We start from the raw sequence: 19524 nt of genomic DNA, 5'->3' as shown, positions 1-19524 counted from the left end.
TAGAAATAATAGCTCTTGCCTCTTTACTGTTTACCGGATTTTCGGGAGTAGGAGCGTAGACGCATTAGCGAAGCGGTAGCGACAAAGGAGCGTCAGCGGCTTGTCCTTGGACATAGCTTACTTTTTTTGTGATCTCCTTCCATTTGACAAGAGCGTGATACTATTGGTCAAACAACAGCCTTGCTGATTTCAGCCTTCATAATAAGCCCTCAAATTTAGCAAAACTTCGCAAGCGTGGTAGACACTGACGTTGATAAAAACTGCTCAATGTCGGAATTGGTAGCCCAAATTCTTCGGACAATTCTCTCCAACTAACTTCTGGGGGTAGGCGTTTAAGAATCAACACCTGACAATTCACATCTGGACGCCCTTTAATGTAAGTATGACGCAGTTCTCCGTCTGAGTCTGTATTGACCCATATCTCTAAGTTTTCCAAAATCGGAGGTACTGGAGGGGTGGCAGGTAGGTTATTTATGGGGTCAAAAGCTTCACTTCTGTCACCTGAGAGAGACTGGTGATGTCTGAAAGAGACTGTTGTGGCTTGTTCCCGGCGCTGGTTAATGTCAAAATCTCGTAGTCTGCATTTGAGGTAAGCATTCAGCCAAGTGATGACACTACCACAAGTAGGGTCATAGGCTTGACCTGTTAAACCTTCACAAACATTACGACAGAAATACAACCAAGTTTGTTGTAGTGCATCTTCATAGTAAGGAGTACTTTCCTTCCATAGTTTTCTAGAAGTCAAGCGAATAATTTGCGTGAGTAACTTCTGACGCTCTTGGCTTCCAGGTAGGTGTTTACAAGCTTGTGTAACTAGGTATTTTAGCTGTTCATCTGGTTTTTCTTTGATTAGATTGCAATGAGATATCGCGTAATGTTTTTGATTCATTGTTAGCAAATAATTGTTACTTTCTATAACACTATTGACATCTCTTGTTCATAAAGAGCTTTGAGGTTTTTTATCAATTTCACAAGTGATTATTGAGTAAAAGACTAATTGCTTCCCCTTCTATATCAATTGGTATTAATTGCTCTTGTTCCTGATAAAATAAATTAATTTCTGCAATAATCTGTCTCAACTTAGGATCATCCATAGTTGCTTCCATAACAAGATTAACGCTGTCTATATCTCCTTGCTCAAGCTAATAAATTTATATTAGGCATTCACCCTTGTTGAAAACATCTGAAGAACGTCTCGTATTTTGGCTCAACGAATTGTATAGTCCAACTACGACTTTCGTTGAGATTGTTGCCAGATAGTAACGAAAGGGGTATGGCAATTTGAAACTATTGACAGTATTTTTGAATAAAATCTTTGCGTTGCGATCGTCTTATGCTATCTCGTCTAAAATTCCAGCCCAATCCATTCCGCTTTCTGGTGTATACCGAGTGGGTCATGCTTGCAAGCTGCGGTTCCTTAGCCGTATTAGAAGCGATCGCTGGTCGGCGGTTACCTCTCCAGCATATTTCCGTTTTACTGTTGCTTTGCATCATGGGATGGATGCTGCCAATGGGCAAATCGCCCATCAAAATCCTCTATACTCTTGCCGAAATCGGCTTAATTTTCTATGGAACAGTGCTGGGATATCTGCACATTTTGCCGACGCTGTACCTGATTGTGTTTATTCGCAGTTGCTTCATGTTCAGTACGAGCGGACGTTGGCTAGTTGGCGGAATATTGCTCGTGCTGTTTTTGAAGCATCAGACCATATATGTGCAGAACATGACAGTGTTCGTACCCCAACTAGAGGAGCAGTTTTGGATGCACCTAGTTGCCGAAACGTTAATGTTTGGGTTGGGGCTGTTCCTGGTGCTAATGCTAGTCAGTACGCTGTTGTCTGAACGTCAGGCTCAGGAGGATCTGGCGACAGCGCATCAGCAACTTCGGCAGTATGCCTCCCAGGCAGAAGAGTTAGCAGCTGCCCAAGAGCGCAATCGAATTGCTCGTGATATTCATGATTCTTTGGGACACGCGCTGACAGCATTGAATGTGCAGCTACAAACGGCAGTGATGCTCTGGCAACAGCAGCCAGACCGGGTAGAACCCTTTTTGCAGCAAGCTCGACGGCTGGGCGTGATTGCCATGCAAGAGGTGCGAAAATCGGTGCAGGCATTGCGCGAAGAAAATCGAGCAGAGCAATCTTTGACTGAGACTATCGCCGCTGTGGTCGATGATTTTCGGCAGGGAACTGGCATTGAAACGCAAATGCAGATCGTAGAGCAGACAACAAGAATAGGTAATGCGTCGGTGTCTACTGCGATCGTGAATGCACTATACCGAATTGTTCAGGAGGCGCTAACCAATATTTCCAAGTACGCTCAGGCAACAGCGGTGACGGTAAAAATTGAGGTAACGTCCGAAATCGTACGGCTGATTGTGGTAGATAATGGACGTGGGTTTGAACGGAGTAGCTCCATTGGCAGAGGATTTGGACTGCAAGGGATACAGGAGCGAATTGCTGTACTGGGGGGGACTTTTACCCTGGAGACAGAGTTAGGAAAGGGCTGTCAAATTTGGGTGGAAGTACCTCTCTCCACTACTGAACCAGAAGTATCGTCTAGCTAGTTAATTTATGATTCGTATACTGATTGTGGATGATCAAAGCCTGATTTGCCAAGGGCTAAAAACAATGTTGGAGTTGCAGCCAGATTTGCAAGTTGTGGGGATTGCTAGCAATGGTGAGATGGCGATAGAGCAGGTCGCAGCCCTCCAGCCTAATTTGGTGCTAATGGATGTGCGAATGCCATTGATGGATGGGAGAGCCGCAACACGAACGATCTGCAAACGATTTCCTAATGTGAAAGTGCTTGTACTCAGCACGTTTGACGATGATCAGTATATTGTCGAGTCGATCCGGGCAGGTGCGAAAGGCTACCTGCTGAAAGATATGCCCGCAGACGAGTTAGTACAAGCAATTCGGCTGGCGTGCCAGGGCTATGCTCAGTTGGCTCCGGGGCTGTTAGAAAAACTGATGAAGAATCCTTTGGGCATCGCTAAACCTACCGCTTCGCCAGAATTTGAGATGCTGACGAAGCGAGAGCAGCAGGTTTTGCAGTTTATCGGCAAAGGAGCCACAAATCGAGAAATCGCTGAGCAGTTAGTAGTTGCTGAAGGTACTGTAAAGACTCATGTAACGCATTTGCTAAATCGCCTCGATTGCCGGAACCGCTCCCAGTTAGCGATCATTGCTAATTCGATCTTTGAGATTAACTGAGCATTACTAATTAATGGTCTATTTGACATCCTCTCCAGCCTAAAGGCATGGAGATTCCAATCTATTCAAACAGACTTAATGGTCTACCACTATGAATAAAGAATATAGACGAGGAAAACACAGCGTTACATCGCTTAAATCTCATTTGGTCTTCGTTACAAAGTATCGTAAAAAGATATTTGATGTCGAACGGCTAGAAGTGTTGATTCTGGCATTTCATGAAATAGCTAGAAAAATGGATTTCAGTATTATTCGCGATCGCCGAAGCATACTCGGCTGGATAAGTGCGTTCTCTAGGGAACGGGACTGTGTTTGACTTTTTTCTTTTTTTGTGGTGCGTTTAGTTGTTGGAGCAACCTGTTGTACTGCTTTGGCAAAGTCGGCCGCAGTGGGGAAAGGTTTTTCTTGGGATGCGTGCGCTACAGCTTGTTCTAGTTTGTCGGGTGTTTTGACCAGTTTGAGTAAGGGTCGAGTTTGGGAAGTCTTGGTAATTTTGTCCCTCAAATCTTCTGGCAAGGTATCAACTACTCGCTTGACTGAAAATAAATCCTTGACCCGTCGATATCCCCCGTGTTTGGTTAACTCGCTTTCGCAATAGTCTTCAAAGCTAGTGTATGCGCCATCTTTGTAATAGCTGTTATCTCGCATCAGCCGCAGTTCATCAGATGCCTGCCACTCCAATCGGTCTATGGCAGCGAAGGTTTCGTTAATACTGCTATTGAGGCGAAACTGATGATGTTGTTAACTATTTAGTTTTCTATAACAAGCTTTTTGATTTGCTCAAAGCCGAGCTTAAACATCATCGCGACATTCACTCTCGCTCTGAGCTTGTTTGGGCTGATGCTCCTTAAGTTGATACCTATGGACATTGCATTACTCCTACATGACCTTACTACTAATCACAGCACTTTCTAATAGCTTAATTCATCAATAATTATAATTTTATGCAACTAAAAAACTAATTTACTCCTTAAAGTGGAAGAATCCAGAACTGAAATTTGCATCTCAAAACAGAATAGAGTACCAAAAAACGCCTTTGTCTTTACTACATTTATATATTCCAAAATACTAAAAACAAAAGTCCTTGATTTTTAAGAATGAAAAACTATATTTTAATTAAATAAAATAAAGCTAACTTACTTGTCTCGAAAAGATTGATTAAAAAACGAGGTATTTTCATACTTTGTTTTACAGTAATTTTATTAGATTTATTAGTGAAATTATCTAATATAACTTTTTTTGCTTTGTTATTCATAATCAAATTTAAATTTTCTAAAACATAACTATCTAAGTTATGTGTTTTGCAAAAGCCTAAACATCTTGTGTTCATAGGTTGTAGAACTTACGCATTGACAGAAAATTGCTATTATGCAGTCTGGATCAACTTCTGTGATAGGTGTTCTAAAATAAAGTCACGGGCTACTTGAAGAGATAAATTTTTTTGGAGTTCATACCAATTTTCTATTAACTCTTCTGCTCGCATTAATTCTAGCTGTGTAAAAGCTCGAATTGCGCTAAAAAAATGAGTTCTGATTGCCTTAGTTGTCCTCACCATAAATTTACCAACACCACACACTTGTTTAATAGCTCTGTGGTAACACTCAATCCCCCAATGTATTGAGTGTAATTCTTTGAAGTCTGTTCTAGAAATTGATAAAAGTGCATCTTTTTCAGGAATATACATAATGTAATATCTGTAAGTTTCGTTTTTGAAACTTCTGCGAAATACCTTTACCTGACCAAAGTTTTTCAGATACACTATTAAACCAACTTCTGGAATTTCTAAATTTTGGACTTGGGTATAATTTTTACCATCGACTGAACATGAGCGATTTTTAGCTACTCCCGTTAAAAACCTTAATCCCTTGTCTTTAAAGAACTTTAGGTTTTTCTGACTGGAATACCAACTGTCAGTAGTCACTGTTTTTGGACTAAGACCCCAAACCGAAACCTCAGTAATCATCTCTTGCAAATAATCATTTTTTGTTTTCCCCTCTTGTTTGTTATAAATACGATAATTTATAGGTACAGATTTGCCTGACAAGTCCGTGTAATACAAGGTAATTAATTGAATTCCTTTAACAGCGCGATGATGCCTTCCCGAATAAAAGTACCCAATTAATTCTGTTAATTTTGGGTCACTATGTGGTTTGTCAATTACTGTATCATCTCCGCTTAGTGTCCCACCTATTAAGTTAATTTGTGAGCTAAGTTCATCAAATAAATCCTTGGGTTCATACTGCTCACGTAGCAAGAATCTGTTGACGCTATCATGAGACAAATCTTTCATGATGTCTGCTAAACGTGTGCAGCCTGGATATTTTGATTCTGCCAGCAAGAACAGGGTGTAAGTGTTGAGGTCGCACTTTGCGGTAGATGGCTTACTGATAGCTCTGATTGTCTGAACCCTAAATACGCTCTGTACGTAAATTATCCGCCTTTCCAGCCTCAGAGTGATTAGCGTTCGTCGTACCCCTTCGCTTAAGCAAGCTACGCGTAGCGTCTCGCAGAGAAGACGTTGGCGCAGCCATCGCCTATTTATTCCTGATTTTTTACCGCATTATTTGTTTAATTTGTCAATAAGTAAGTTCTAATTTAAAAAAACTGTGAAATATTTCCTTAACTGTCTTAACTGTCCTTGTTTTTTCCTTACGAAAATGATATGCAAAGTTTCACTGTTAAAACATTTTCTAAGGACAATGAATAAATTAGCTCTTGAACCATACATCTGGAATCGCAAGTATGAATCCATGCCACGCGAAGAATTATGTGAGGTAAAGAAAAACCGACTAATAAGATGTGTAGAAAGAGCTTATGAACACATACCCTTTTACAAACAAAAGCTTGATGCTGTTGGCATACATCCTAGTCATATTCGGTCTGTAGAAAATATTTCCCTGCTTCCTTTTACCACCAAAGCTGACTTACGCAACCAATACCCATTTGGAATGTTTGCAGTCCAAATGGATTCAATTCTTCGACTTCATGCCTCTTCTGGTACTACTGGCAAACCGACAGTTGTTGGTTATACTCATAACGATTTAAACTTATGGTCAGAACTAACGGCACGAGCATTAGCAACTAGTGGTGCAAAACCTGGAATTATCGTCCAGAACACTTACGGTTACAGTCTTGCCACTGGTGGGCTTGGCTTTCATTACGGTATTGAACGCATTGGTGCTACAGTAGTTCCTGCTTCTGGCTCTTCACCTCAACGGAATTTAACACTTTTACAAGATTTTAGCAGTGGCATTATATTGAGTACCCCTAGCTACATATACACTATTAGTGAAGTAGCAGAAAACGAAGGTATCGATTTACATTCATTGTCTGTTGCCGCCGGGATTTTTGGCGCTGAATCATGGAGTGAAGCTTTACGAGATGACATCGAAAAACGTTGGAATATAGTAGCTTATAATACTTATGGATTAAGCGAAGTGATTGGTCCTGGGGTAGCTCATGAGTGTCCTCATCGAGTTGGTCTGCATATTTATGAAGATCACTTTATTCCTGAAATTATTAACCCAGAAACAGGGGAACAAATGAAAGAGGGAATATATGGAGAACTTGTATTAACAACTATTACTAAAGAGGCTGTTCCCCTAATTCGCTACCGAACTGGTGATATTACACGCCTATTTTATGAACCTTGTGCTTGTGGTCGAACTCTGATTCGGATGGATCGTGTTAAGGGTCGTATTAATGACCTAATTAGAATAGGAAATAAAACTTTCTTTCCTGCGGAAATTGAAGATGTCCTATTGAGATTGCCTGGTATCATACCTCAGTACCAAATTGTGATTGAGGATAATATCAATTTAATTGATGACATTGAAATTTGGGTTGAAGTTTCTGATTCAGTTTGGCAAGAACAAACTTTACTTGTTGAGCTAGAGCAGCAATTAATATTTAACATTGAACATCGTTTAGGGATAGCTGCTAAAGTCAAGTTGATACCACCACGAAGCTTACCTCGTAGTGAAGGAAAAGCAAAGCGTTTAGTTAACAGAAGTCAAGTTAATACACGATTTTAAACCAGAGCTTGAGCATTTAAACCATAACTTAGCTAGTGCCTAATTTATGGTTTAAGATTTTTACGATTTTTAAGTTAAAATACAGCTAAATGATTGTTAGTTCAATGCTATTTGCTAGACTTATTTGAGTAAGCTATTTTTTATAAACCATTTATATAAATAAGCATAAATTATTAAGTATAAAAATAAATTAGATTATTCTTATAGCTAATAAAAAATTTCTTAACTGTCTTAACTGTCCTTGCATCCTTATTAAAAGTTTGAGATATTAAAAAATATCAAGTGTAAGGTTATAGACTCCAAACAACTTAGAGTAACAAGGACGAAAATAAAACAACGTAATTTCTATCTATAAGCAGTAGCAAATATCAGAAGGAATTAATCAAGCCTTTGTTACTTCTTCTAGTTATCAATAGATAGGAAAAGTTTTGTATTACGCAAATTACAAGCATTAGCAGAAAATTGAAATCATGAGAGCAAACTCAGTTGTTTTACCTAAAAAAAATACAAGTGATATCCTTCAAAGTATTCGACATATCGACCATATTACTTATGTTGCGTCATTTGAAGATGAACAGAGGTTCCTCTCAAAATGGAGTTTGCTTGGTTTCAATGAACACATGAGGCTTGAGACTGTGCGTTTTCCCGCTACTCACATCGCATTAGTCAGTGGCATCAGTGCTGAGTATCCGTGGGCAACTATGACGGGGTTATCAGTCAGTGAAGATCCTAATTCACCAATTAATAAGTTTATAAATTTCTCTGGTGAAGGTATTCAGCATACTGCTTATAACATTGATCCAGAAGCTGATATGGAGGAACTACATCACCAGATGGAAGAATTGGGGTGGAAGTTTATGACACCAGTATTATCATACAGTGATGAATCTGGTGCGTTACTCAAGCAGATGTTTGTTGCTCCTAGTACTCCCTACGGTTCTTTTATCGAGTTTGTTCAACGATTACATGGTGCTGATGGTAAGGCTTTCAACAGTTTTGACATCAATAATATAGATGACCTCTACGAATATTATGCCGATTATAGTAATTGGCTTGCTGAAAAAATTTAAAGGCGCACATATCAATATCTATCAAGGATTTAGCGCGGAATTTCATCAGCTAAAATTAATTAGAAAACTGAAAAGCAATTCCTTCATTGATAGATAGCATCTGCCAAATAGTAAATTTTCAAAACAATTAAAGAGGTAACTTATGAGCGATTTACAACAATTAATCCCAGCTTCAGATTACATGAAAAAGAACTTGGGAATTTTTGCAGCCCCCCTTGAAGCATACTTAAACTACGGGTATGCACTATTGGTTATTGCTGGAGCAGATGAAGAGGTTTCAGAAGCCGAATTTAACTGGGTATTAAATCATATGCACATGGTTGGTACTCCTCAAGAAGTAATAAAGAAATACAAAACATTTGACTACAAAAATGCTGATCTAGAAAACATACTGAGCAAGATTACAGTTGAAGGTTCTAATTGGTCTCAATCAAGGACGTTATTATATCACTCAATTCAAGTATCTCGCGCCGATGGGAATTATTCACCCGAAGAGCAAAAAGCTGTAAAGAAACTAGCTAAACTGCTGAAGGTTGAAGATGACATTGCGTTTGCTCTTAATAGATTAGTAGAAACAGAAGAAGCCGTAACTGCACTACGTAAGGCACTGCTACAAACTGAGGTTTTAGCTTAATTGAGCAATCTTTCAAAATCTTAATTAGGCTGATTCAGCGATAAATAGCACGCTTGTAAATCATAAATCGTTGGTATTTCTGGATGAACGGGTGTGAGCTGTAGAGTCTGGGGAATGAAAGAAAATTTAATTTTCTTTGACTTACTAAAAGTTAATAGTTATTAACACTACACCCCAGCCTACCCTTGACCTGACTTTTTTCGTTAAGTAAGGAATCTTCTGAACTAAAGAACTTGTATTCTGAACCAATCATTATGCACATAATAGCCAATTTGTATAGTGCGTAAGTCCTAGGTTGAATCTAATAAATTTAAATTAGCTAAGAAATCCAGTTTATGGATTCATAAATTTAGCTTTTCAACTAAACTCAGTTCAAATTACCAATAACTAGGAGAAAACAAATGACCACCAAGAAACAATACTCTAAACCTCAATTACTTCAAGTAGGTAATGCAATTAAGACAACATTGGCATTTAGAGTTCCTAATAGACGCGAGATAGTTTTTAATAGAGGCAGAATTTTCTTCTAATTTCTAAATTAGAGAATGTAGCACTGCAATAATGGGCTGTTGATTAACTCAACAGCCCATTACTATATTTTTCTCTAGCAAATTGAGAAGGTTAACTTTCATATAGATACATAAAAGTGAAATAAAATAGATTTTTTCAATAAGTTTAATATTAACTTCAAACAGTTAAAAATCTAGAAACCCAGTTTCTTAAAGAAACCAGGTTTATAAGGTAGTAAATATTATCTTTAATTTCCTTTAGCCAGTTAAATTGTAAGTAACTTACTGAAATCCTGTTCTACATAGTCACACTCACGGAAAGGTTTTCCACTAAGCTCGACCCATGAATGTGCTCGAAATGGCTCATTTGCTACACCTACACAACATGTTGCCGATAGACCCTTTGTGAGAGCGAAAAGAACAAATGCCAATGATAATTCTAAGCAAGCTACTCTTCCTAAAAAGAAAAAGCTGGACTGTCGTACTGCTCCCCAGGCGATATTAGCTTCATCAATACCTATCTCACGCGAGCAGCGACGCTTTAATATACTAACAATTTTACAAATCATTGAAAGTGACAAACAACGTAAAGCTATATAAGCAATAATTACAGAAGATATTCCTTTGAAACGTTCTATCAAACTTAGATTAAAATTTGTTGTTTGTAGCGTCATCTCAGTGTTCATGATCTTTCTCTCAATTTAATGATGAAATTAAATTCTAATAACTTGGAGTTGCATCACATTTTCCTGTTTATTTACGGCTCACTTTGCACTGTCTTAAGTAATCCGGCATGAATAAGCGAGCGAACCAACTCCTCTATATCTTCTCTAATAAGATCCGAAGAATAGTCATACAATTCCAATACCTCATTGAGCGCACTCTAAAATGAACCCTTCTGCATGAGTGATTTCCAAAAATCGGCGGCAGTGTTATTTAATGCGTGGTATACGTTTGTTCGTGCATCTAAAATTACAGCACTATCTTTAAAAAAAGTTGTAGAAACGTGGGATGGAATACAAATTTTTTCCATGATATTTTCTCCTTTTAGTGTGTCCTTAAAACTTCAGTAAAGTGGTTTAAAGTCGAATGCTCCCAGAAGCTATTTTTAGCATCGACTACGCGGCGTAACCAAAGCTCAATTGCTAGTGTTTGATTGAAATGAAATGAGCCAGTAGCCAGTCCCATACTAAGCTGTTGTATGTAATTACGAAATTCTCTAATATCAATCAGACCCATATCAGCTAAGAAAGAGGTTTGAAAAAATTCCTTGATCATTGGTAAATTTTGTTGAAGTCCAACAAATTCACCTCCTGTGTAATCACCTTTGGTAGTCCGAGTAAAAATGCTTTTTGGTAAATCACGCTCAAGTGCTTTAGAGAGAAGCGGTTTATATGCAAATGGAGTTGTCCGCTCCTCTGGCTTTGCACTAAGACAGGCATCAATTACCAATGAATCAAAATAGGGAAATTCTAAATTGACGTCATAAATTGCAGCTAGCTGTTGCTGAATTAGGCTGGTGAATCCAGTCCCTTGGATCAAATCTATAGAGCTATGTTCCCCAGGAGAATTGTCTAAAGGAGTTGCAACTGCTGCCCATTTTTGTAGCTCTGTTACAACTAAATCTACAAAACTTTTTGTATACCAGGTAGCAGGATTTAATGTATAATGCCATCCAATGACTGTGCTTAGAGGTTGCTTGCTTCTAAGCGGCTGATGCGATCGCCCTGTCAAAAGTTTTCTTGCTTGTTGAAGTAGCCACTGACGATATGAAGTGATACTTAGTTTTACGGCACTGTTCATTAAAGCGATCGGTGACAAGTCGTTAACTCGTGACAACCCATAAATGTGTTGAACAAATGTTCGTACCTGCATACGTCGTACTAAGTCTGCTAAATATGAAGGATGCGATCCAAGAACTGGATCTCCACCTTCTCCACTCATGTGAAGTTTCGATCCTTTCGACTTGACAACCCCCATCGAGTAGTTAATTAAACCTAAAGAAAACACAGATGGATCTGGTGCATCTGTTAAAGGGATTGATTCCAGGTTACTTAACTCCGCAGGATATTCATGGCTATCAATCATTATGGATGAAATGTTTGGGTAAAGACTAGCTGCGTGCTTTGCCCATTTAACGTCTTCGGATTCAGTAGATGAAGTGCCTTTAATAGTGATTGTATGTAAGTTATGACCTCGTTTTGCTAAGTCTTTTGCTGCTATTAAAGCCAAACTAGTTGAATCAAAACCACCACTCAAATCGCTAGTTACGTTTCCATATAAGCGAACTCTACCTTCAACAGCAGTTAATAGCTGTTCATGCAACTGTTCGGCTGCGTCAGAAAAACTAATGTATTCTTGTGGTGCATTCCAATACTTTTTACACGTTGGTTGACCTGAAGATATTTGTAAGTAGTGACCAGAAGGAACAGTTTGTATATTCCGAAAAGGAGAGCGATTTTGTACTAAGTTTGGTGCTGTAAGACCTGACAAAGAATTAGCAAGCCAGCACGGATCTACTTCTGCCTTAATCAGTTGTTGTAAAGGAACACCCAAAGAAGAGTAAACAATAGAAGACTCATACTTTGTATAAAACACAGGTTTAAGTCCAGCTACATCTACAAAGATATATGTGTCCGTTTCGTCTTGAACAATCAGGTTATAACTACCAGGTGATCGCATCAATTGACTGTAGTCTTTATTTCTGACAGCATTCTGAAATAATTCAACTAAAGTCTTATAAGGTGCTAAGCAAGTACCAACTATAGCCAACCGAACAGGGCCTTCAAAAATCGTGATTATTTGCTGTTTTCCCCAAGTTCCGCATACCCAAAAGGGCTTTGAACCCTCCCAGAGCATTTCCCCATCAAGCGGCTTAGGAAGGGTTGCTAAAGAATGATCATCTATTGCTGAAAATCCACAAAACCAGCGTTTCATATATTTTTACTGCTTGAAAAAAGTTTGTTGTTTTACATAATTGCTGAAATTGAAATCTTAGACTTTCTCAGCCATGCTGTGACATTCTTGATTAGCTTCAGATTTTACTTTTAACTAGATTGTTTTATTCATGACTATAAATCTAAAATATAAAAATTTAAAATACAAGACTTTAAAGATTTTTAGAAAAACATAATTGTCTAAGTTATGTGTTTTTTGTTTTTGGTTATAGTTCAATTATTAAAAATAGAACAGTTATACTGAATGACTTAAGTAAAAGGTCTAATTATCAGATTTATAGTGGTCTTATGGGCATTAAAACCAATAAAAAAGGAACTGAATTCACGAATATATTGAGAGAGCTACTGGAAATTGTGCGGAGCTACAGTAGCGCTTTCTTTCGTTCCTTACCATTTTTATGGACAGCAGCGCCAAAAGAAACGGTCTTTATGGTTACTGCCGTTTTGTTGCAAGGGATTGTGCCGGCGCTAAGTATCTGGATTACCAAGCAAGTGGTAGATACAGTAGCAACAGGTTTGACTCAAGGAAGAGACCTAAGCTCTACACTTTTAGCTAGCTTAGTGGCAGCATGGATTGGGGCTTTGCTGCTAGAGGCTTTCCTGAGTCCTTGGGTAAGAGCAATTCAGGGGAACCTTGGTGAAAAACTAACGGCTCATATCAACTTACTTTTGTTGCATAAAGCAGATAGTTTTGCTGATCTGAACCGTTTTGAAGACTCGAAGTTTTATGACGAGTTACAGATGCTCCAGCGACAAGTAAATTATCAGCCGTTGAGCTTGATTGCAAATTTAGCTGAGGGAGGGCGCACTTTTTTGACATTGCTAGCTATGGTAGGGCTACTAGCTCCACTTGGCTTAGGAATTCCATTTGTGATTGCGATCGCAACTCTACCGCAGATATATGTTTCCTTTCAATATGAGATGACAATTTGGGAAACTACATTTGAGAAAAGTCCACAAGCCCGGCGGATGCAATACTGCAATTCAGTTATGCTCACTGATACCTACGCTAAGGAAGTCCGGCTGTTTAAGCTTGGTTCTTTCTTTATTAATGGTTATGTCGAAGCATTTCAGTCTTTACATCAAACTATGCGTCATCTCCGCAAAAAGCAAGCCTTGTGGTCTGCGGGTTTGGCGATCATGAGCACTCTAGGGAATGGCTTCGCCTTCTACTGGGTGGTACAGCAGGCTTTTAAAGGCGAAATTAGCCCAGGAAGTGTACTACTTTTTGTGCAATCGTTGGCTTACTTCCAGCAGAATCTAGAACAATTTGTCAGTATCTCGCTTATGCTTTACGAAACTGTGCTTTATATGCAACAGTTTTTCGGTTTCCTAGAAAGCCAACCAACAATGACACTGTGCATTCCCGGCAAACTCATGGGCGATCGCCTGAGTTCGGGTATCACTTTTGATCGGGTACACTTTTGCTATCCAGACAATCGGCCTGCTCTGGTAGACGTGTCCTTTACTCTTCAACCTGGTGAAACAGTAGCCTTAGTAGGGGAAAATGGAGCAGGCAAGACTACCCTTGTCAAGCTGCTCACTCGATTATACGACCCGACAGAAGGAGCCATTTTAATCGATGGTGTAGATCTTAGAGAATTTAATTTGGATATGTGGCGACAGCAGATTGCTGCGGTATTTCAAGATTTTGGTCGCTACGCGCTCACTCTAGGAGAAAACATTGCTTTGGGAGACATGAGAGCGCTGGATGACCCAAAACGTCTGAGAAGTGCAGTTCAAAAAGCGGGTATAGCTGAAATGGTTGAGAGTTTCCCCAAAAAAGAAGCCATACCCTTGGGAAAGCAGTTTGGTGGGACAGAGCTTTCTGGAGGAGAGTGGCAAAAGTTATCCTTAGCCCGCGCCTTTGTGCGAGAAGAAGCCCAGCTACTAATTCTCGATGAGCCTACCGCTGCACTTGACCCCCGTAGTGAGTCTGAGGTCTATCGCCGCTTTGTTGAACTAGCTCAAGGCAAAACCACGCTTTTGATCACCCATCGGTTAGCCTCAGTACAAATGGCTGACCGGATCTTAGTTCTCAAGGCGGGGCATCTCATTGAGTCGGGTACTCACAAAGAACTTTTACAGCGTGGGGGTGAGTATGCCACGCTGTGGAATATGCAAGTTCAGCAGTATGGTTTGTAAAAAGGACTGGGAATTGGGTATTGGGTATTGATTATTTATTAGAAAAGATGTGGAGACGTAGCACTGCTACGTCTCTACAAGGATTGTGGGTAAGGCATAATTAATTTCCGCAGATGTCTATTAACCAGTCCCCAATCCCTGCAACCTAAACAATATCTGCCGGGGTGAGGTGAGAGTGTACAACCTCACCATCCCGGAACCAGACAATACGCTGAGTTTGACGCGCCACATCTGGCTCATGCGTTACCATGACAATCGTAATTCCACTATTATTTAAGTCTGAAAAGATATCCATGACTTCTTTTGTCGTACGCGAATCAAGTGCGCCAGTGGGTTCATCGGCCAGGATTAAAACTGGTTGATTGACAATAGCACGAGCGATCGCTACTCGTTGCTGTTGTCCTCCAGATAGCTGATTTGGTTTGTTGTTTAACCTGTTCCCTAACCCGACTTGCTTTAAAGCTGATATGGCGCGATCGCGTTGTTCAGCAGTATTAATACCTGCATATATCATCGGCAACATGACATTTTCTAGCGCACTCAACTGCGGCAATAAGTGAAACTGTTGGAATACAAAGCCAATTTTCCGGTTACGAATCTGGGCTAAGTCTGCGTCACCCAGTACAGCCACATTCGCCTTATCCAGATAATAGTCTCCTTTTGTTGGTCGGTCTAGACAGCCGATAATATTCATCACAGTAGACTTACCAGAGCCAGACGCCCCCATAATGGCGCAATACTCACCTTGCTCGACAATCAAGTTAACATTTGCAAGTGCTCGAACTTCTGTTTCGCCAGAGTTGTAGATCTTGGAAATGTTTTCTAGGCGCACAATAACTGGTTTGAAAGAACTAGGAACTATGAGGTGATTTGCTTCCCGTAATATAGATGAAGGATTTACTTGGTTATTCATCTTAAGCACTTCGCAGAGCAACAATTGGATCGAGTCGGGCGGCGCGGCGGGCTGGGACGACACCAAAAATTAGACCAATGCTACCAGAAACACCCACAGCTAGAGCGATCGCAGGCAATGAAACACCTGGTTTCAGGGGAGTTAAGACGCCCACAATCATTGTGCCACCGACACCAAAGCCAGTTCCAATCAAGCCACCAGCTACCGACAGAATCACCGCCTCGATTAAAAACTGAGTCAGAATAGCTTGTTGTGTAGCACCAACTGCTTTCCGCAGCCCGATTTCTTGAGTACGCTCTGTCACCGAAACAAGCATAATATTCATGATGCCAATGCCACCTACCAAAAGCGAGATGCTGGCGATCGCAGCTAGCATCAAGCTTAAAGCGCCTGTTACTTGACCGACAAGATCCTGGAAAGACTTATTGGCGATCACAGAAATGTCTTTCTTGCCATGTCTGCGTGTTAGTAGGTTAGTAATCTGAAACGATGCCGCCCAGATGCTCTGTTGATTCTTGGCAGAAACTTCAATCGAGTCAATCGGGATGCCGTAGGGAGACTGGCGTCCATCTATTTGGCTAGCCATTGTGGTGATGGGCACATAAGCAACATCATCTTGATTAACTCCGCCAAAAGAACCTTTAGTTTTCATTATCCCAATTACTTGAAAGCTAATATTATTGATTTGTATTTCTTTGCCGATGGGGTTAGCACTGCCAAACAACTTACGCGCCGGAACTGAGCCAAGGGCGACCACTAGAGCATTCTGCCTCTGTTCGGATGAGTTAAAAAACCGCCCACTGACTACCGTAGCATTCCGTACATAGAGAAAATCTGGTGTTGTGCCAGCGATGTTGGCTTGTGTAGTCTGATTGCGGTAGGCGATCGATTGTCTAGCAGAAATTTGGGGAGCTACTTTCTTCACCGCCGGAGCTTGAGTAATAATAACCTCAGCATCCGATAATACCAACTTTGGTTCTTCGGCAATCATACCCTCAGCTTCTTCACTGCCTGCAAACACGCTTAACAGATTAGATCCATAAGACTCAATCTGTGCAAGGCTATAATTTTGGACACTTTGACCAATACCAATCATCGCAATTACAGAGCTATTGCCAATAATTATTCCCAACATAGTGAGACTGCTACGCAACTTGTTAGCTGCTAGGGTTTTAACTGCCATCTTAATGCTTTCAACAAAATTCATTATCTCACCTAGAGTTTTATCGATGTTTTCAAAAGATTGATGTCAGCTTGTTTATGTTGTAGAGATTCAAATTTGGATATGAAAAGCTCATGCAAAAGTAGAAACAAGGGCATTCATTGCATATTTACGGAATGATTTATTTCACGCAGAGCCGCAGTGAAAAGTATGTAGCTTGCTTTCCTACGGAACGCTACGCGAACCCGCAGGGTGCGCTGGTTTCCGGCGAACAGACGCCACTTGCTTCTCCTAAGGGAGACGCTGCGCGAACAAGCCGGGGAACCCGTCCAACGCAGTGGCTCAACTTTTCAAGCTAGAGACGCAGAGAGGATAAGGAGTTTTAGATTTCAATACTAAAATTTCATCCCATTATTCAGCAACGCCTAAACTCTCATTCTCTGCGCCTCCGCGTCTCTGCGTGAGGCAAATTCATAAATTTACTCAGCACCACCAATCAACCTAGAACTTAACCCCTTCTTTTTCCTGTTCTTCAGGAGGGCTAATAAATCATCAACTTTAATTTCAACACGTTGACCTACCTTTATTTGAGCAATACTAGCTTCTGGCACTTTGGCTTCAATTTCCAAACCGCTAGAAAGTTCAGCAATGGAAGCGGAAGTTGCGCCATCGCCAGAGGAGGCGGAAGTTGTGGGTGTGACAAAATCTCCTTCTTGCACAAACAATCGCGTAACTGTACCAGAAAAAGGAGCTTGGATTTGAGTATCTTGCAACTGAATTTCGTAGTATTGCAATTGTCCTCTTGCTTCAGCAACACTCGCTTTTGCTTGAGCAATTTCCTCTGGACGTGTACCATTACGAAGTTTAGTTAGACCTTCTTTTTGTTCTTGTAAGCGAGTTTGGGCTGCTTGAAGAATAGCCCTCGCCTCACCTTCTTTACTTAAATACTCACCGAATTGATTTCGAGAAACTGCTCCTTTGTCTACTAAACTTTGATAGCGTTTGAGTTCTTCACGAGCATGATTAAATTTGGCTTGGGCTTCAGCAATGCTAGCTTCTGCTGTAGCTACTCTGGCTTTGGATTCGGCAATATCCTCTGGGCGGTTTCCAGTCTGCTTTTGTGCCAATTCAGCTTGAGCTTTGGCTAAAGTGCTTTTGTATTGATTAATCTGTGCTTGTAGTCTTTGAGAATCCATGCGAGCCAATAACTCGCCTTGCTGTACCAGTTTTCCTTCTTCTATGGACAATTGCACTATTCGTCCTTCAGCTTTAGGACTAAGATTGATTTTGCGGACAGCCTGAACAACGCCATTAGCTTTGATACGAACAATTAAGTCTTGAGATACTACTGCTACCGTCTGTTGCGTGATGTCTGATTTCGGGTTGGCATCTCGGAGTGCAATGGTTACAGTGGTAGCAATTCCTAATAACCCAGATGCCACTAATCCTATTAGCCAAGGGGTAGTTTTTTTGATTCTGCGAATTATTGAAAGTTGCATAGGTCATTAACAGAATTTCTGCTAAGGTTCTGATTAAAAAAGGTGTTTTTAAGCTTTTCTATATGGTGATTCTAGATAGGATTCTGTTTGCATTCTGTATAACTTAGCGTATGTGCCGTCTAATTTTAGTAGTGTGTCATGTATGCCATATTCTATAATTCGTCCATTTTCCAACACTGCGATCGCATCAGCCATGCGTACTGTGCTAAAGCGGTGTGAAATTAAAACACTAGCGTTGCTGAATTGGTGTATGAATTTTATTTTGTCATGCTGAGTGTAGCAACGCGAAACGTACTCCTACGGGGTACGTTTCACTTCTCTGCGAGAGGCTCCGCCCTAAGCGTAGCTATGCAGCAGGCTTTACGTTACGCTCAGAATGACAATTCATATCTTGATTCAGCAATGCCAAAACACTAGTGCGATCAAACTGATTGTTATATCTAGTTACTATCATCAATTTTTGCTTTCTCACTAATGTAAATACTGGTGAGAGTGGAATATGGTCTTAGATCTTGATACTAGCCATTTTTCCTCTTAGATCAAGTTGGCTGGAGTAGGGTTAGTCGTGTGTAGCCTAATCCCAATTCAATATTGTGATAATTAATCTAGTATTGCAAGTGGTTTAAACTTCTTTTATATGCATATCTCAAGGAGTTATGTTTTTATTGTTTGAATATTAGAGGATGTTTGAAAAGTTGGCAATTGAGTAAAAAAAGCTCTCAGGGCATAAGCTGTAAATACGTACATACAGCACCATTAAGAGCCATGAGTAAACTATACTCCAGTAACCTTACTCAACAGGAATGGGAAGTGGTTGAACCTTTAATTCCATCAGCCACTCATAGGTGGTCGTGCAAGAGAAGTGGATGTTTGGGAGGTACTCAACGCCATTTTCTATGTGTTGACTCAAGGATGCACTTGGCGGAACCTACCTGGAGATTTTCCCAATTGGCAAACTGTGTATACCTATTTTCGGAATTGGCGACAAGATGGAACATGGGTGAGTATCCAATCACTGCAAAAACAAGTGTGTTCGCCCTAAGACAGAGAGGGCAACGGCAGGAGCCAGACATGAGTGTTAAATTGCAGATGTTGCCCTGCGATCGCATTACACGAGTATATTCCAGTGCATTGGAGGAATCGGTGCAGAAGTTTTTGGAGTCTCTGGGAAAGTTGAAGCGCCCTTATTTGACTGCTTTGGAAAAGAAATTGTTGAGTATTTTGGAGTCGGAAATTGAGGCTGAATCCGCGCGTTAAGTAACTGATTTGAGATTTATTCAATGCATGAGTAAAAAGTTTTGTAACAATTGTAGCTGGTTTGTGTAAAAGTTGCGATTAATACATGAGATATATAAAAATTCGCAACTTAGTGCGTTCTGATTCGAG

19 protein-coding genes and 1 pseudogene are annotated in these 19524 nt (G+C 40.2%); 10 read left to right on the top strand and 10 right to left on the bottom strand.

What is annotated here, in order from left to right; all coding sequences use genetic code 11:
- Positions 1–196: 196 nt before the first annotated feature.
- Together HCR01_RS31840 and HCR01_RS31835 are read right to left on the bottom strand one after the other, a co-directional pair.
- Complete coding sequence (locus HCR01_RS31840) at positions 197–889, bottom strand: sigma-70 family RNA polymerase sigma factor (protein ID WP_193199994.1); 693 nt, start codon at positions 887–889, stop codon at positions 197–199.
- A 79-nt stretch (positions 890–968) separates the two neighbouring features.
- Positions 969–1106, bottom strand: coding sequence for a hypothetical protein (locus tag HCR01_RS31835; RefSeq protein WP_193199993.1), 138 nt, complete (start codon positions 1104–1106; stop codon positions 969–971).
- 196 nt (positions 1107–1302) lie between these two features.
- Between HCR01_RS31835 and HCR01_RS39315 the strand changes: the two genes are divergently transcribed.
- The 4 genes from HCR01_RS39315 (at position 1303) to HCR01_RS31820 (ending at position 3531) form a co-directional block, all read left to right on the top strand.
- Entirely contained in the window at positions 1303–1842 is a 540-nt protein-coding gene (locus tag HCR01_RS39315; protein ID WP_226889786.1) for a hypothetical protein, read from the top strand.
- Complete coding sequence (locus HCR01_RS31830; RefSeq protein WP_226889785.1) at positions 1763–2566, top strand: sensor histidine kinase; 804 nt, start codon at positions 1763–1765, stop codon at positions 2564–2566. The genes HCR01_RS39315 and HCR01_RS31830 overlap by 80 nt, the downstream gene beginning before the upstream one ends.
- 7 nt (positions 2567–2573) lie before the next feature.
- Complete coding sequence (locus tag HCR01_RS31825; protein ID WP_193199991.1) at positions 2574–3215, top strand: response regulator transcription factor; 642 nt, start codon at positions 2574–2576, stop codon at positions 3213–3215.
- A 91-nt stretch (positions 3216–3306) separates the two neighbouring features.
- Entirely contained in the window at positions 3307–3531 is a 225-nt protein-coding gene (locus tag HCR01_RS31820; protein ID WP_193199990.1) for a transposase, read from the top strand.
- On the opposite strand, the gene HCR01_RS31815 is transcribed toward HCR01_RS31820, so the two are convergent.
- Together HCR01_RS31815 and HCR01_RS31810 are read right to left on the bottom strand one after the other, a co-directional pair.
- Positions 3432–3896 (bottom strand): hypothetical protein, encoded by a 465-nt coding sequence (locus tag HCR01_RS31815; protein WP_226889789.1) that lies wholly within the window; start codon positions 3894–3896, stop codon positions 3432–3434. The genes HCR01_RS31820 and HCR01_RS31815 overlap by 100 nt on opposite strands.
- A 685-nt stretch (positions 3897–4581) precedes the next feature.
- A complete protein-coding gene (locus HCR01_RS31810) occupies positions 4582–5613 on the bottom strand; it encodes a transposase (RefSeq protein WP_320073225.1) in 1032 nt (343 codons plus the stop codon).
- A gap of 301 nt (positions 5614–5914) precedes the next feature.
- Here HCR01_RS31810 and HCR01_RS31805 point away from each other — a divergent pair, with 301 nt between their 5' ends.
- From HCR01_RS31805 to HCR01_RS31795, 3 genes are all read left to right on the top strand, one after another.
- The gene (locus HCR01_RS31805) at positions 5915–7249 is read left to right on the top strand and encodes a phenylacetate--CoA ligase family protein (RefSeq protein ID WP_193199988.1); all 1335 of its coding nucleotides are present in this window, start codon (positions 5915–5917) and stop codon (positions 7247–7249) included.
- 470 nt (positions 7250–7719) lie between these two features.
- The gene (locus tag HCR01_RS31800; protein WP_193199987.1) at positions 7720–8319 is read left to right on the top strand and encodes a hypothetical protein; all 600 of its coding nucleotides are present in this window, start codon (positions 7720–7722) and stop codon (positions 8317–8319) included.
- A 142-nt stretch (positions 8320–8461) separates the two neighbouring features.
- Positions 8462–8953, top strand: coding sequence for a TerB family tellurite resistance protein (locus HCR01_RS31795; RefSeq protein WP_193199986.1), 492 nt, complete (start codon positions 8462–8464; stop codon positions 8951–8953).
- A 775-nt stretch (positions 8954–9728) separates the two neighbouring features.
- Here HCR01_RS31795 and HCR01_RS31790 read toward each other — a convergent pair.
- Together HCR01_RS31790 and HCR01_RS31785 are read right to left on the bottom strand one after the other, a co-directional pair.
- Positions 9729–10148 carry a lasso peptide biosynthesis B2 protein gene (locus tag HCR01_RS31790; protein WP_193199985.1) on the bottom strand — a complete coding sequence of 140 codons (420 nt, stop codon included), beginning with the start codon at positions 10146–10148 and terminating at the stop codon, positions 9729–9731.
- Positions 10149–10509: 361 nt separating this feature from the next.
- Positions 10510–12399 (bottom strand): albusnodin/ikarugamycin family macrolactam cyclase, encoded by a 1890-nt coding sequence (locus HCR01_RS31785; RefSeq protein ID WP_193199984.1) that lies wholly within the window; start codon positions 12397–12399, stop codon positions 10510–10512.
- 308 nt (positions 12400–12707) lie between these two features.
- Here HCR01_RS31785 and HCR01_RS31780 point away from each other — a divergent pair, with 308 nt between their 5' ends.
- Positions 12708–14564 (top strand): ABC transporter ATP-binding protein, encoded by a 1857-nt coding sequence (locus HCR01_RS31780; RefSeq protein WP_193199983.1) that lies wholly within the window; start codon positions 12708–12710, stop codon positions 14562–14564.
- A gap of 145 nt (positions 14565–14709) precedes the next feature.
- Here HCR01_RS31780 and HCR01_RS31775 read toward each other — a convergent pair whose 3' ends face one another.
- The 4 genes from HCR01_RS31775 to HCR01_RS31760 form a co-directional block, all read right to left on the bottom strand.
- On the bottom strand, positions 14710–15477 hold the full coding sequence (locus HCR01_RS31775; protein WP_226889783.1) for an ABC transporter ATP-binding protein: 768 nt from the start codon (positions 15475–15477) through the stop codon (positions 14710–14712).
- A gap of 1 nt (position 15478) precedes the next feature.
- The gene (locus HCR01_RS31770; protein WP_193199982.1) at positions 15479–16684 is read right to left on the bottom strand and encodes an ABC transporter permease; all 1206 of its coding nucleotides are present in this window, start codon (positions 16682–16684) and stop codon (positions 15479–15481) included.
- A 434-nt stretch (positions 16685–17118) separates the two neighbouring features.
- On the bottom strand, positions 17119–18138 hold the full coding sequence (locus HCR01_RS31765; RefSeq protein WP_193199981.1) for an HlyD family secretion protein: 1020 nt from the start codon (positions 18136–18138) through the stop codon (positions 17119–17121).
- Between the two features lie 48 nt (positions 18139–18186).
- On the bottom strand, positions 18187–18333 hold the full coding sequence (locus HCR01_RS31760; RefSeq protein WP_193199980.1) for a hypothetical protein: 147 nt from the start codon (positions 18331–18333) through the stop codon (positions 18187–18189).
- A gap of 570 nt (positions 18334–18903) precedes the next feature.
- Here HCR01_RS31760 and HCR01_RS31755 point away from each other — a divergent pair.
- Positions 18904–19174: pseudogene (locus HCR01_RS31755) on the top strand (transposase); the annotation flags it as partial.
- A 35-nt stretch (positions 19175–19209) separates the two neighbouring features.
- Positions 19210–19395: a hypothetical protein gene (locus HCR01_RS31750; protein ID WP_193199979.1), complete on the top strand. Its 186-nt coding sequence runs from the start codon at positions 19210–19212 to the stop codon at positions 19393–19395.
- Positions 19396–19524 lie beyond the last annotated feature (129 nt).

It is taken from the genome of Nostoc sp. MG11 (genome assembly GCF_014904695.1).
Lineage (GTDB): Bacteria > Cyanobacteriota > Cyanobacteriia > Cyanobacteriales > Nostocaceae > Komarekiella.
This window is presented reverse-complemented; position numbering and strand designations above follow the sequence as displayed.